General features: G+C 64.5%; 14 protein-coding genes. 9 read left to right on the forward strand and 5 right to left on the reverse strand.

The features are described 5' to 3' along the window. On the reverse strand, positions 1–254 hold a 254-nt coding region (locus F4U95_RS25005; protein ID WP_211364664.1), incomplete at its 3' end, for a hypothetical protein. A gap of 241 nt (positions 255–495) precedes the next feature. Here F4U95_RS25005 and F4U95_RS23765 point away from each other — a divergent pair. From F4U95_RS23765 to F4U95_RS23780, 4 genes are all read left to right on the forward strand, one after another. After that, positions 496–1,338 (forward strand): hypothetical protein, encoded by an 843-nt coding sequence (locus tag F4U95_RS23765; protein ID WP_120253629.1) that lies wholly within the window; start codon positions 496–498, stop codon positions 1,336–1,338. Then, complete coding sequence (locus tag F4U95_RS23770; RefSeq protein WP_080727357.1) at positions 1,335–2,000, forward strand: DUF4410 domain-containing protein; 666 nt, start codon at positions 1,335–1,337, stop codon at positions 1,998–2,000. Before F4U95_RS23765 ends, F4U95_RS23770 begins: the two co-directional genes overlap by 4 nt. A 31-nt stretch (positions 2,001–2,031) precedes the next feature. Beyond that, entirely contained in the window at positions 2,032–2,337 is a 306-nt protein-coding gene (locus F4U95_RS23775; protein WP_051887045.1) for a hypothetical protein, read from the forward strand. A 176-nt stretch (positions 2,338–2,513) separates the two neighbouring features. Further along, positions 2,514–2,933 carry a hypothetical protein gene (locus F4U95_RS23780; RefSeq protein ID WP_120253630.1) on the forward strand — a complete coding sequence of 140 codons (420 nt, stop codon included), beginning with the start codon at positions 2,514–2,516 and terminating at the stop codon, positions 2,931–2,933. Between the two features lie 14 nt (positions 2,934–2,947). On the opposite strand, the gene F4U95_RS23785 is transcribed toward F4U95_RS23780, so the two are convergent. From F4U95_RS23785 to F4U95_RS23800, 4 genes are all read right to left on the reverse strand, one after another. Next, entirely contained in the window at positions 2,948–4,282 is a 1,335-nt protein-coding gene (locus F4U95_RS23785) for a TolC family outer membrane protein (RefSeq protein ID WP_120253631.1), read from the reverse strand. Beyond that, entirely contained in the window at positions 4,279–7,374 is a 3,096-nt protein-coding gene (locus F4U95_RS23790; protein WP_206517729.1) for an efflux RND transporter permease subunit, read from the reverse strand. The genes F4U95_RS23785 and F4U95_RS23790 overlap by 4 nt, the downstream gene beginning before the upstream one ends. Then, positions 7,371–8,444, reverse strand: coding sequence for an efflux RND transporter periplasmic adaptor subunit (locus tag F4U95_RS23795; protein WP_037522490.1), 1,074 nt, complete (start codon positions 8,442–8,444; stop codon positions 7,371–7,373). The genes F4U95_RS23790 and F4U95_RS23795 overlap by 4 nt, the downstream gene beginning before the upstream one ends. A 139-nt stretch (positions 8,445–8,583) precedes the next feature. Next, the gene (locus tag F4U95_RS23800) at positions 8,584–8,994 is read right to left on the reverse strand and encodes a hypothetical protein (RefSeq protein WP_051887041.1); all 411 of its coding nucleotides are present in this window, start codon (positions 8,992–8,994) and stop codon (positions 8,584–8,586) included. Positions 8,995–9,218: 224 nt separating this feature from the next. Here F4U95_RS23800 and F4U95_RS23805 point away from each other — a divergent pair, with 224 nt between their 5' ends. The 5 genes from F4U95_RS23805 to F4U95_RS25010 all read left to right on the forward strand — a co-directional run. Beyond that, complete coding sequence (locus F4U95_RS23805; protein ID WP_120253633.1) at positions 9,219–9,476, forward strand: EF-hand domain-containing protein; 258 nt, start codon at positions 9,219–9,221, stop codon at positions 9,474–9,476. 81 nt (positions 9,477–9,557) lie between these two features. Beyond that, complete coding sequence (locus F4U95_RS23810; RefSeq protein ID WP_037522488.1) at positions 9,558–10,295, forward strand: response regulator; 738 nt, start codon at positions 9,558–9,560, stop codon at positions 10,293–10,295. Next, positions 10,289–11,635, forward strand: coding sequence for an ATP-binding protein (locus F4U95_RS23815; RefSeq protein WP_150426939.1), 1,347 nt, complete (start codon positions 10,289–10,291; stop codon positions 11,633–11,635). The genes F4U95_RS23810 and F4U95_RS23815 overlap by 7 nt, the downstream gene beginning before the upstream one ends. 81 nt (positions 11,636–11,716) lie before the next feature. Further along, positions 11,717–12,214 carry an RcnB family protein gene (locus tag F4U95_RS23820; RefSeq protein WP_051887035.1) on the forward strand — a complete coding sequence of 166 codons (498 nt, stop codon included), beginning with the start codon at positions 11,717–11,719 and terminating at the stop codon, positions 12,212–12,214. Next, positions 12,204–12,469, forward strand: a 266-nt coding sequence (locus F4U95_RS25010; RefSeq protein WP_211364665.1) for a hypothetical protein, incomplete at its 3' end; no start/stop codon positions are given. The genes F4U95_RS23820 and F4U95_RS25010, both read left to right, overlap by 11 nt.

The following is a 12,469-nucleotide window of genomic DNA, read 5'->3' on the forward strand; positions in this document are numbered from 1 at the left end:
ACACCTTCAAAATGCGTAGCCATCGCCGGATAGAACTGAGCCGTCGCCTTTCTGGCGCGACCGTAGAAGGCAGCAACAAGTAAGATCTCGCGCCGGCTATCTGGGCGAGCTTGGCGTAGGATTCCGCCCCCTCCCGCAAACGCCCCCTGAAGTGCCATCAAGATCCCAACCGAGATGGCGATACCCAACTCGGCCAGCACCCTGCGCATCACCAAAGCCGACCGGGCGTCACAAAGATTTACAATCGTCGCCAACTCCTGTTGCCTGACGAGCCGATAACAGCCTCAGACATCAAGGAGGCGGTTATGCGGCAGGATGAGCGATGCTGGACACGGATCATCCTGCGGCCAGATCCGTCCCCTTGATTGCATACCGCAATTTCCCCTTTGCGCTGGCCGTTGTCCCTTGCTCCTCCCCCTGGACGGCCAGCGCCGACGCGGTGCGGATCCTCGCCCCCGGATCCGCACCGCGTCTTCTTGTTCGAAAGGCTTCACCATGAACCATTATCCGATCGCGGTCGCGACCGCATTGCTCGCCAGCGTGTCGACTATCGCCAATGCTGCCCCGGCCATGACGCTCTATCCACAGCAGATTGGCGCGGAAACGGCGCGCTATCAGCATGGCAGCGCGACCATTTCCCTGAAATCACCGACGGCTACCGTCGAAATTCGGCCCCTGCCGGTGGAAGACGGACGCGCCGCCTTTTCCATTGCCATCTTCAACCATGACGGCCGCCCCGCCAATCTGGGGATGGAAAATATCACCGCTGTCGTGAACGGCATTCCAACACCCGTTCCCACCTATGCGCAACTGGCGGAAGCAGCCGAGCGGAAGGCACGTCAGGCGAAGATCGGTACTGCGCTGTTCGCCGGCGTGCTGGCAGGCGTCGCATCCACCGCATCGAACCAGGGCAGCTATTATCGCCATGTCCGTGGCCCGCGCGGCGGCTTCACCCAGGCCATTCACTGGCAGGACGATACGCCCGGCGTGATCGGCGCGACGGCCGCGGTCGCAGGCGGCGCGATGGTAATCGGCGGCATCGACCGAAAGCTCGACTACACGCTGGACCAGTTGGGAACCGAGATTTTACAGACGACCACGATCGACCCCGGCAGCAGCTTTGGTGGCATGGTCATCCTGCCGATCGATCGGGACGCCGGCCATCCGGCAGATATCAGGGTCAATGTCGCCTTTGACGGCAGGGTCTATGCCTTCGGATTTCGCCTGACGCGCTCGGGCATCGGCGTGCCTGCGCCCGTGCCCGCGGCGGCAAGGGCGGACGCGCCCGGCGTCCAGGCATTGCCTGTCGACCTTGCCGGCGAAGGTGGCGGCGAATGACCATGGCGGGAAGCGGCCGGATGCGCGCAGCGGCGATACCGCTGGTCGGCGCCCTGCTGTTGTTGCCAGCGTGCGCCGGCACAGCCGTCCATGACCTCAGCATGGCGCCCGCGCGGTCGCAGCAGATACCCGGCGCCATTGGGGTGCGGGTGACGCTGGCGCCGGACATCCGGTCCGATCCCGATGCGGGCAGGGCCGCACATCGTCTGCTGGCCGAACTCGTCAAGGCCTATCGCAAGGCTGGCCTCCCCGCCTCCGTCACGACGGACGGGCAGCCCTCTCCCGGCGGAGCCACGGTAAGAGTCCAGATCGTCCGGGCCGATCCCGGCAACAGTGCCGAACGGTTACTGATCGGCTTCGGCGCGGGTCGATCAGCCCTGCTCACCAAAGCCTCGTTCGACATCGCCGGACAAGCCGGCCCGGCCATGTCCTTTTCCGCCACCGCCAAGGATGGGCGCAAGCCCGGCCTGATCGTGCCGGGCGCTGTGGCGGCCGCCACCGGCGAATTGTCGCGCCTTGCCATCGGTGGTGGCGTCGGCCTGCTGATGGGAAGCCGCAGCGGGCTGCACAGAGGCGCCAAGCGATCCGCTGCTCTCATCGTCAAGCAAACGCGGCAATTTTACCGCGCGTCCGGCTGGCCCTGGCCATCCGACAAGGGCTGACCCTCCCCCTCTTGCCAGCAAGGTTCCCGCAATGAAGATGCATCCCCCCATCCAGCCGCCGCTTCCCGAAATTCCGCTGGTCGACAATATGTTCGCACCGGAAATATTGGCTGGCGGCCTGACTGGCCTGTCACTGCTCAACGGCATCGTAACGGTCACGCTGGAAAATCCAAGGGCCGACCATGGCCGCCCCGATCCCAGCCTGGAACGTGTCATCGTCGGCCGGATCGGCATGCCGATTCCGACCGCACAGGCGCTGCTTTGCGGCCTTTATCAATTTCTGAGCCAGCATCAGGTCAATCCCCTGGCCGCGGAAACGGAGATGCGCTGCCAATGAGCTATTTCCCGTTACTGCATCTCATCGGACACAAGCGCAGCCACCACATCGCACTGCTCATGCCGCCATGCCGCTATCGATTTTCGATCCGATGGTCGGGCTCCAGTGCGGCACACACCATACAGCGCGTGACCCACATGCCCCGATAAGATGATCTTGCCCCGAAAGGACAGCCCATGGCTGCGACATTTTCCTTCAGCATTCAACAGCAGCTGGTGCTGACCGCCGCCCGTCAGTGGCGTCGGGCGCGGCACCTGCACATCCCTGCCCAGCCGCATCTCTACCGCAAGCTCGCCCGCCATGGCTGCGGACAGCTGGCCCCCGCCTGCGACAGCCTGATGAGGCTATCCGAACTCGTACTGGGGCATCCGTTTCGCTGCGGTACCGGCCTGGCCCTGTCGGAGGATGAATGGCGACTGCTCGACATGATCGAAGGGCGCGAGCGCCAATTGGTCCACGAATGCAGCGTCGCGCTGGCGAGCGCTTTCCGCCATGCCATCAGGTCGCTGCACATCATGATAGACATGGCCTTTAACATCGACAGCGGCGAGCCGGTGAAGCGTGCCGTCGCTTCGACCGGCCTGATCGCCGCCTGATCGTCAGGCGGCGATCATTTCATCAGCGCATTCACTCCGGCCAGCGTCTCATCGCCCAGATCGCCAGTCGCGGCAGCGAGCTGGAGCCGGGCCGTCATATAATCATATATGGCCTGACGCCGGTCGCGGTCGGTCGAAAAGCTCTGGCTCTGCGCATTCAGGACATCATCCTGCGTGCGGATGCCGACCTCTCGCCCGGTATTGGCCGCATCCTGCTGCAAGCCGGCCGACCGGTTTGCGGTGTTCAGGGCAGCTATGCGGCGCGCGCCGGTCGATACGGCATGCCAGGCCTGCTGCGCCTGAAGACGAGCATCCCGCCGCGCGGCATCCAGGGCGCGCTCGGCCTTGACGGCGTTGGCGCGGGCTTCCCGTTCCTTCGACTGAATCGCCCCACCGGCATAGAGCGGAATGGTGATACGCAGCCCGGCCGACGCCGACTGGATGCGGTCGGGAATGATGCCATTGCCCCCTTCCCCGCCCAGCCGATACTGGCCCTGATAACCGGCGACGCCTTCGACGACGGGGCGTCCCGCAAGGCCGTAGCGGTCGATATCGGCTCCTGCGGCCTTTGCCTGATGCTCGGCCGCCTTCACCAGCGGCGACTGACGCTCCGCCTGCTCGATGGATGCTTCCAGCGTCACGAGCGGCAACGGCGCGGCGAAATTCCCGGCGGGTCGGTCCAACCCTTCCGCCGGCAAGCCCGTCAGTTCGGAAAAATCGGCACGGGCATAGGCCAACTCGGCCTCGGCGCCGATGCGCTGTGCTTCACTCGCGTCGCGGCGGGCCTCCGCCTCGCGCACGTCAGTGATGCGCGCGCGCCCGGCATCGAAACGCGCCTGCGCGCCGCGGCGTTGCTGTTCCGCCGCATCGACCTGCGCCTGATAGGAGCTTAGCCTGTCCTCGGCCGCCAGCACCTTGAAATAGGCCTGCGATACACGAAGGATGAGTTGCTGCTGCTCGCCGGCAAACTGCACATCGGCGCCTGCCGCCTTTTCGCGCAGCTGGATCGACTGTGCATGTTTAGATGCATCATACAAAGGCTGAACCGCCTGCACGCCAACGGTCGCCCGGCCGCTCGATCGGCTTCCGGTAAAGACCGGGTCCAGTTCTTCCGGGAAACGGGCGTTGGTTTCTGTGACATTATATTGGTATCCGCCCTGAAGCTGTACGCTGGGCCGCTTGAGCGCCCGCGCCTGAACGGCGGCCTCCTGCCCCGCGTCGCGCTCAGCCTGCGCGCCCAGATGATCGGGATCATGCGCCGCCGCTGCTTGCCATGCTTCCATGAGGTCGGTCGCATGGGCGGGCGGCGCGAGCATGGCCGCTGCGGTACAGAGGAAAAGGCGTTTCATGCGGAAATCTCCTGGCTGTCGGCGCGATGCTGCGGGCGGTCGAAGACCAGCTCGTAGAGCGCGGGCAGGACGATGAGGGTAAGGATAGTGGCGACCATCAGGCCGCCCATGATCGCCCAAGCCATCGGCCCCCAGAAGGTCGACCGGGTGAGCGGGATCATGGCGAGGATGGCGGCGAGCGCGGTCAGCAGGATCGGGCGCAGACGATGGACGGCGGCTTCGCGCACGGCCTCCCGCATCGCCAGGCCATGGCCCGACAAGGTGTCGATCTGCGCGATCAGGATGACCGAATTGCGCAGCACCATGCCGAACAGCGCCAGCGATCCCAGCATGGCGACGAAGCCGAAGGGGATGCGGAACAGGGCCATGATGAGCGCCACGCCGATCAGCGCCAGCGGCCCGGTCGCCAGCACCACCAGCATCCGCTTCACATTCTGGAGCTGGAGCATCAGCAGGATGACGATCACGAAGATGGCGAAGGGCACGGCGGCCATGGTCGCCTTCTGGTTGATGCTGCTCTGTTCTTCCGACCCGCCCTTGACGATGGAGGCGCCGGACGGAAGATCGCGGCGCAGCGCCGCGATCTGTGGTTCGATCCGCTTCGTCAGGTCGCTTGCCTGCTCGCCTTCGACATCGGCGGAGATGGTGATGGTCGGCTGACGGTTGCGCTGGTAGATCACGGCCGGTTCGCTGCCCGCCGATACATGGCCAAGCTGGGCCAGCGGCACCGCGCCATTGGGCGTCGATATCGGCAGGTTGGCGATGCGGCCAAGGTCGGTCCGCTCAGCCGCGCTCAGGCGAAGCACCACGTCGAGGGCCAGATCGCGATCCCGAAAGCTGGTGGTACCCGCCCCGCCAATCGCCGCCTGCAACGATTGCTGCACCGCCTGCGTCGACAGGCCGAGCGCGCGAACCTTATCCTGATCCAGGTCGACCCGAATGGCCTTGAGCGGTTCGCCCAGATCGCTGTTCACGTCGCGCGCGTGACTGTCCGCACGGATCAATTCCTCCAGCTTCTTCGCGACCGGCATGATCTGCGCAAGGTCCGGTCCCGCCACACGATACTGCACGGGCTGGCCGACCGACGGGCCATTTTCCAGACGGCTGACACGGCCGCGCGCTTCGGGGAAATGCGTGGCGAACAGGCTCTGGATGCTGGCGATCACGCCTTCGCGCGCCTCCTCATCCCTGGTCTGGAGCACGAGTTCGGCCAGCGTGATATCGGGCGTCTGGACATTGAGCGGCAGGTAGAAGCGCGGCGACCCGCCACCGACATAGGCAGTGGTGGACGTCACCCGGTCATCGCACGCCAGCAGCTTTTCCATGCGGGCGGCAACCGCCTGCGTCTGGGCGAAGCTTGCATTTTGCGACAGCTGAAGGTCGATCACCAGTTCGGGTCGGTCGGACGCGGGAAAGAATTGACGGGGCACGCCGATCTGGAACAGCAGCATCGACCCCACGAACATGGCGAGCGCGACCGCCACCACCGTCTTGCGCCGGTCGAGGCAGCGGTCGAGCACGCGCCGGAACCAGCCGTAGAAGCGGCCTTCATATTGTTCTTCGGGCTCTCCCGCGTCGTCACGCGCATCCGCGCGCTGGGGCAGCAGATGATAGGCGATGAACGGCGTGAAAATGACCGCGACGATCCACGACAGGACCAGCGAAATGGCGATCACCTGAAACAGCGAGATCACATATTCGCTGGCTGTCGCCTTCGACATGGCGATCGGCAGGAAACCGGCGACGGTGATGAGCGTGCCGACCAGCATCGGCACCGCGGTCACGCTATAGGCGCTGACGGCCGCCCGCGTCCGGGTCCATCCCGCCTCCAGATGCGTCGCCACCGCCTCGACCACGATGATCGCGTCATCAACCAGCAGACCCAGCGCAATGATGAGTGCGCCCAGCGAAATGCGCTGAAGGTCGATGCCCATATACAACATGCACAGGAACGTCATCGCCAGCACCAGCGGGATGCACAGCGCCACCACGATGCCCGGCCGCCAGCCCAGCGACAGGAAATTCACCGCCAGCACGATGACGATCGCCTCGATCAGCGATGTCGTGAATTCGCCGACGGATTCGTCGACAACATGGGTCTGGTCGGACACGGTATGAATGCCCACGCCGACCGGCATTTCGGACTGGAGGGCAGCGATCGTGCGCTTCAGATCCTCGCCGAGACGCGCAACGTCACCGTCCGACCGCAGGCTGATGCCCACACCGACCGCATCCTTCGCTCCAAAACGCATCCTGAACGTCGCAGGATCGACCGGCTTGCGTTCGACCCTGGCTATGGCGTCGAGCCGAACGCTCTTGCCATTGGCGACGATCGGCGTTGCGGCAATGGCCTCCACCGATGCGAAATCGCCCGTCACCTGCATCCGCACACGTTCCGCGCCGGCCTCTACGATCCCTGATGCAGCGACCGCGTTGGTCGTGTCGAGCGCGTCGGCTATCGCCTGCGCAGAAATGCCCGACATGGCGAGACGCGCACTGTCATAGGTGACATAGATAGCTTCATCCTGCGCGCCGATGATCTGCGTCTTGGCGACATCGGGCAGCGCCTGGATACGGTCCCGCAGCGTCTCGGCATAGCGTTTGAGCACCGGATAGGAAAAGCCGTCGCCCGTGACGGCATAGATATTGCCGTAGGTCGTGCCGAATTCGTCATTGAAGGCCGGTCCGACGACCCCGTCGGGCAGGTCTGCGCGATTGTCGGTCACGGTCTTGCGGATGCGATACCAGATATCGGGGACGGCGCTGCTCTTGACCGTCGATATGAGCGTGATGTTGAGCGTCGCCTGGCCCGGTCGGGCCTTGCTCTTCACATAATCGATCTCGGCGATATTCTCGGTCAACACCGTCTCGAGCGGCTTGATCACCTGTTGCGACATCTGCTGCGCCGTCGCGCCGGGCCAGCCGACGGTAATCATCATCGTCTTGACGGTGAATTCGGGGTCTTCCTTGCGCCCCAGCGCCATGTAGGAAAACAGGCCCGCAACGGCCGCCAGCACAAGCAGGAAGCCGACCATCTGCTGATGGGTGAGCGCCCAGCGGGACAGGTTCATGCCCTTCATGTCGATGCTCATGACTGCGGCACCTGCACGATACGAACCTTCTCGCCCGCACGCAGCAGATGCACCCCGGCCGTGACGATGGTCTCGCCCGGTTTCAGGCCGGACCGGATGGTCAGCATGTCGCCCTGCGCCGCGCCGATCTGCACGGCGCGCGGCTGCACCACCATCGTTCGCCGGTCGAGTACCCAAGCCTGCGCGCGTCCGTTGGATTGCAGCACGGCGGTCAGCGGCACGCGGACGGCGGCATCGCCGGCATCGCCTTCGACCCGCAATTCGGCGGTTTCGCCCATCAGCAGCGCCTGTGCCGGCGCATCGACGGACAGGCGTGCCGCAAAGGTCCGCGTCGCAGGATCGGCAGCGCCCGATATGCTGCGGAGCCTGGCAGCATAACGCCGGCCCGGGCTGCTCCACACGCTCACACTCAATCGTGAGGCGGACCGGATCCGGTCCAGACTGCCTTCCGGGAGCGCCACCGCGATTTCCGGCCGGGACGGATCGGCCAGCGTCACGATCGCCTGTCCCGCGCCCACGACCTGACCAACCTCGCCCTGAATCTGCGTGACGACGCCGGCGCGCGGCGCCGTGAGGACGGTGCGGCCCAGCTGCGCCGATGCCGTTCCGCTCTGGGCGCCGGCGGCACGCAACTGCGCCTGCGCCTGAACGGCCGCCGCCTTCTGCTGATCGAACTCTGCGGGGGAAATGAAGCCTTGCTTCAGCAATTCGCGCGACCGCGCCAGATCAGCCTGCTGCACGGCGGCGGCGGTCCGGGCCGAACCGCTCTGCGCCGCCGCGCTGTCCAGCGCCCGCGCATAATCGCTGTTGTCGAGACGCAGCAACGTCTGGCCCGCATGGACGCTGCTGCCAAGGTCGACCCTGCGCTCGACGATCCGGCCCGCCACTTCGAAACCGATCTGGCTTTCGAAGGCGGACCGGATTTCGCCGGCATAGGTTGTGCCGATGCCGGCATCGGCGCGAATGCGCTGGACGGCCACGGCGCGTCGTTCATCCCTGACCTGCGGCTCATCCCGACAGGCCGGAAGCAGCAGCAACGCGATCGGTACGATATGGGCAAAACGTGCCATTCCATCCCCATGGGAAAAGGCCGCCGAGGCAGGCCGGTTCATGCAAGGCCAAGGGAATGGAGCAGGTCTGCAACCATCTGATACGCACTTTGTAACGCTATGTAACAGGCTCGCGGCGCTAGGCGCGCGTTCAGCCTGGTCAGTCGCCGATAGTGCCGGACCATGAGGCCGACCCGCCATTGGGACCGGTCATGTTGCGATGATAGGTTGCGGTCCCATCGCCATTGGCTGTCGCGCTGGTCGATCGCCCCCAGCTTTTTCCGCTGTTGGTCACATGACTGGTGGAGCCGTGGAACTGCCCGTCCTGCGCCTGATACCCGCGCTGGCTGCTGAAGCCACGTCCGTCATTGGTCTGGACATTGCGGGTCATGGCTGCCTGCCCGCCGCCGCGCGAGGCGTTGTAGCTGCTGTGCAGCCCTCGCCCATTCGGCCCCTGCACGTTGCGGCTGTGGCTATATTGAAAGGAACGGTTGCGGGCTTCGGCCGTCGATATGCTGGCTGCGATGGCCAGGGTCGAAACGATGATCGTGGTGAATTGGCGCAATGTCATGAAGCATACTCCTTCTCCGCGTCAGCAAAAGGCGCGGGACAGGACATGTCGCACCGGGCCGTGAACGGCCTTGCCGCATAATGTGTCGGATATTTGCAGCGGGATCGGGCGCCGGATCGCGCTGTTACAAACTGTAATCTGTCTTCACCTGGGGATCGAACATGCTGCGGTGGCGCGCGCTATATCGGCCACGCTCATTTTGGGCCTGATACAAGGAGAATGACATGAAATATCTGACGATCGCCCTGTCGCTGGCCGCCGCGGTCATCGCCCAGAGCCCGACCGCCATGGCGCAGGATGCGTCGGCAAAGGCCAGGGAAATGTTCATCAAGGCCGACACCAATCAGGATGGCGCGCTGTCGCTGGAAGAATGGAAGGCGGCCGGTCGCCGCGATCGTGGTTTCGCGATGATCGACGCCGACAAGGACGGCAAGATCACACCGGACGAACTGCGCGCCGCCGCCGCAAAACGTGGCAAATGATCAATTGCCCCTGGAACCATGCTAGATGGTTCCGGGGGCGCTGCACCATCGGCACAGGCGCTGACGACAAAGAGGTATGGCATGGTGGCCGAAACGCAGGCATCAAATGGCAAGGTCGCGATTGTCGAGGATGATCCCGGCATTCGAGATCTGGTGCGCATGTTGCTGACCCGTGAGGGGTTTGAAGTCCTGGCCATGGAAAATTCGGCCGGCCTCGACGTCGATGGCGTGCTGGAACGGCTCGATTGCCTGATCCTCGACCTGATGTTGCCCGGCGAGGATGGGCTGGAAATATGCCAGCGCCTGCGCGCCCGCTGGCCGCGCCTGCCGATCCTGATCGTCACGGCGAAGGACGATCCGATCGACCGGATCATCGGGTTGGAAATCGGCGCCGACGATTATCTCGCCAAGCCGTTCAACAAGCGGGAATTGCTGGCGCGGCTGCGCTCCATCATTCGCCGGACCCGTGACATAGACACGGCCGTCAGCGAGGAGAATGGCGACAGTTTCCGGTTTGACGGCTGGCTGCTGCGCCTGGGAGCCCGCGATCTGACCAACCCGGCGGGCGAGCCGGTGGGCCTGACCACCAGCGAATTCGACCTGCTCCATGCGCTGGTGCTACACCCACGCCGCATCCTGTCGCGCGAACTGCTGATCGACTGGACACGAGGCGGTCATGCCAGTCCGGTCGATCGCGTCATCGACGTGCAGATGAGCCGGCTTCGGCGCAAGCTGGGCGACGATCCGCGCGAACCCGTGATGATCCGGACCGTGCGGGGCGACGGCTATCTGTTCGCACCGGCCGTCACCCGATGCTGAAGCTGCGCCCGCCCCGGTTGCGTGAGCGGATAGGCCTCATCGTCCTGCTCCATCTGCTGGCCATGATTGCCGTCATTCTGCTGTTCCTAGAACAGACGGACATGCGCAAGATGGCCCCGCTATATCGGGTGCCCGTTCCCGAAAAGGTCGCTTTGGTCGTCACCGCATTCGAACGCACGCCGCCCAGATCGCATCCCGATCTTGTCCGCGCCTTTTCCGATGCGACCATGCGCGTCACCATGCTGGCGGCACTGCCTGCGGGCCAGGCATCCTCTGCCACGCCCGCGACCCTGTCCCGCTATCAGGAGGCTTTGGGCGGCAGGCCATTTCGCATCGAAACATCAGGCGATATCGGCCCCGCAGACCTCAACATGCGCCCCGCCGTCACGATGAACCCCGTGCGGATATCGGTCGCCCTGTCCGGCGGCGATGCCATCATGATCGAACAGATGGTCGCAGCGCCGCTGACCAAGATCGTCAACAATCTGATGCTCTTCCTGGCGGCGGTTGCGATTGTCGATATCGCTTTCATCCTGTGGCTGGCCGCGCAGACGACGCGGCCTGTCGAACGGCTGGCCCGCGCTGTCCGCGAGGACAGGCTGGATGCGCTGAAGCCCGACGGCCCGCGCGAGATCGTGGAACTGGGCGAAGCGTTCCGGCAATTGCGCCAGCATCTGCGGACGCTGCTTGATGAACGAACGCGCATGCTCGCGGCCATCGCACATGATTATCGCACCTATCTGACCCGCATGGACCTGCGCAGCGAATTTATCGAGGATGAGGAGCAGCGCGCGCTGGCGGCCAAGGATATCGAGGAAATGCGCGACCTGCTGAGCGACACGCTTACCTTCGCACGGGAATCGGCCGCGACCGACCTGGACATGGCGACATGCGACATTCGCGCCGAACTGGCGCTGGTCGCCGAAGAGCGCCTACAGCGCAACCAGCATGTGGACGTCGCGCCCCTGCCCCATGCCGTCCATGCCCATGTCTCCCATATTTCCTTCCAGCGCATGATGGCCAACCTGCTGGACAATGCGGTTCGCTACGGCGGCGGACAGGCGCGTATCCTTGTCGAACCCGACGGCCCGTTCATCCGCATCATGGTGGAGGATGACGGCCCCGGCGTACCCGAACCCAGCCTGCCGCGCCTGACCGAACCGTTCGAGCGGCTCGAGCCGTCGCGCGCGCGCAGGACGGGGGGCGTGGGCCTTGGCCTGTCGATCGTCCAGGCACTGACCCAGCGCTACCGGGGCGACCTGGTGCTGGAAAATCGCGCGGAAGGCGGGTTTCGCGCCATCCTGTTGCTCCGCAGTGCAGGAGGAACCGGACCGGCATGACCGACACGGACTGATACATGGCACCCGACCGGATGATGCAAAGGCCATCCATATCAGGCTTCCCACCCAAGGAGTCCGATCATGCCCCGGTTTTTCAATCCCCAATCCCTCACGAAGCACGGTGTCAGCGTCAGCGCCGCTTTTGCAGGCAGCGCGACCCTGTTCCTGTCCGTCATGGCCATCATGGCCAGTCCCGCCGCAGAGGCGCAGGTCGTCCGGCATACGACCGTCGCGCCCCGCGCCGGGGTCGTGCACAGCCGCACCGTCATCGTCGATCGCGGCCGTCCCGGCTGGTGGCGCGGCCACCCCGGATTTGTCCATTATCACGGGCCGCGCCATGGCCATTATTTCGCGCCCGGCTACGGCTATTACCCCATCCCGCCCAGACATGCGCATAGCGTTTGGATCGTCGGTGGCACCCTCCCCCTGTCGATGCGCCATTATGTCGTCGTCAATCCGGTCGGCTATGGACTGTCCCCAGCACCGACCGGCCATATCTGGTGCTATGCGGGAACGAATTTCGTGCTGATCTCCCGAAACACCGGCGTCATCATTCAGTCCGTTGCCGGTGGTTGGTGAAAAAGCGACACTCGCTGGCAGTGCTTCTGACTGCCAGCGGCCCATACCGGTCTTTCCGCCGACGATTCCCAATGCTCAGGTGCAGACGGCCCAGGACTGGCAACTCGCGACCACGTCCGGCCATTTCGGCCTAATTCGAGGAACGACCTATTTCGACGTAAGCAGTCATTCGGTAATCATAAACGATCAAAATGAGGCGCAATGTTGCGCTGCGGCAAACTTCTGGCTAAGGAAGCGGCAATCGCATGGACCCGG

The organism is Sphingobium limneticum, from assembly GCF_008710165.1.
Lineage (GTDB): Bacteria > Pseudomonadota > Alphaproteobacteria > Sphingomonadales > Sphingomonadaceae > Sphingobium > Sphingobium limneticum.

Coding starts and splice junctions, on each gene's coding strand:
- F4U95_RS23810 (WP_037522488.1), top strand. CDS start 9,558: ATGGTGGCCGAAACGCAGGCATCAAATGGCAAGGTCGCGATTGTCGAG.
- F4U95_RS23800 (WP_051887041.1), bottom strand. CDS start 8,994: ATGACATTGCGCCAATTCACCACGATCATCGTTTCGACCCTGGCCATC.
- F4U95_RS23820 (WP_051887035.1), top strand. CDS start 11,717: ATGCCCCGGTTTTTCAATCCCCAATCCCTCACGAAGCACGGTGTCAGC.
- F4U95_RS23780 (WP_120253630.1), top strand. CDS start 2,514: ATGGCTGCGACATTTTCCTTCAGCATTCAACAGCAGCTGGTGCTGACC.
- F4U95_RS23765 (WP_120253629.1), top strand. CDS start 496: ATGAACCATTATCCGATCGCGGTCGCGACCGCATTGCTCGCCAGCGTG.
- F4U95_RS23790 (WP_206517729.1), bottom strand. CDS start 7,374: ATGAGCATCGACATGAAGGGCATGAACCTGTCCCGCTGGGCGCTCACC.
- F4U95_RS23795 (WP_037522490.1), bottom strand. CDS start 8,444: ATGGCACGTTTTGCCCATATCGTACCGATCGCGTTGCTGCTGCTTCCG.
- F4U95_RS23775 (WP_051887045.1), top strand. CDS start 2,032: ATGAAGATGCATCCCCCCATCCAGCCGCCGCTTCCCGAAATTCCGCTG.
- F4U95_RS23785 (WP_120253631.1), bottom strand. CDS start 4,282: ATGAAACGCCTTTTCCTCTGTACCGCAGCGGCCATGCTCGCGCCGCCC.
- F4U95_RS23805 (WP_120253633.1), top strand. CDS start 9,219: ATGAAATATCTGACGATCGCCCTGTCGCTGGCCGCCGCGGTCATCGCC.
- F4U95_RS23815 (WP_150426939.1), top strand. CDS start 10,289: ATGCTGAAGCTGCGCCCGCCCCGGTTGCGTGAGCGGATAGGCCTCATC.
- F4U95_RS23770 (WP_080727357.1), top strand. CDS start 1,335: ATGACCATGGCGGGAAGCGGCCGGATGCGCGCAGCGGCGATACCGCTG.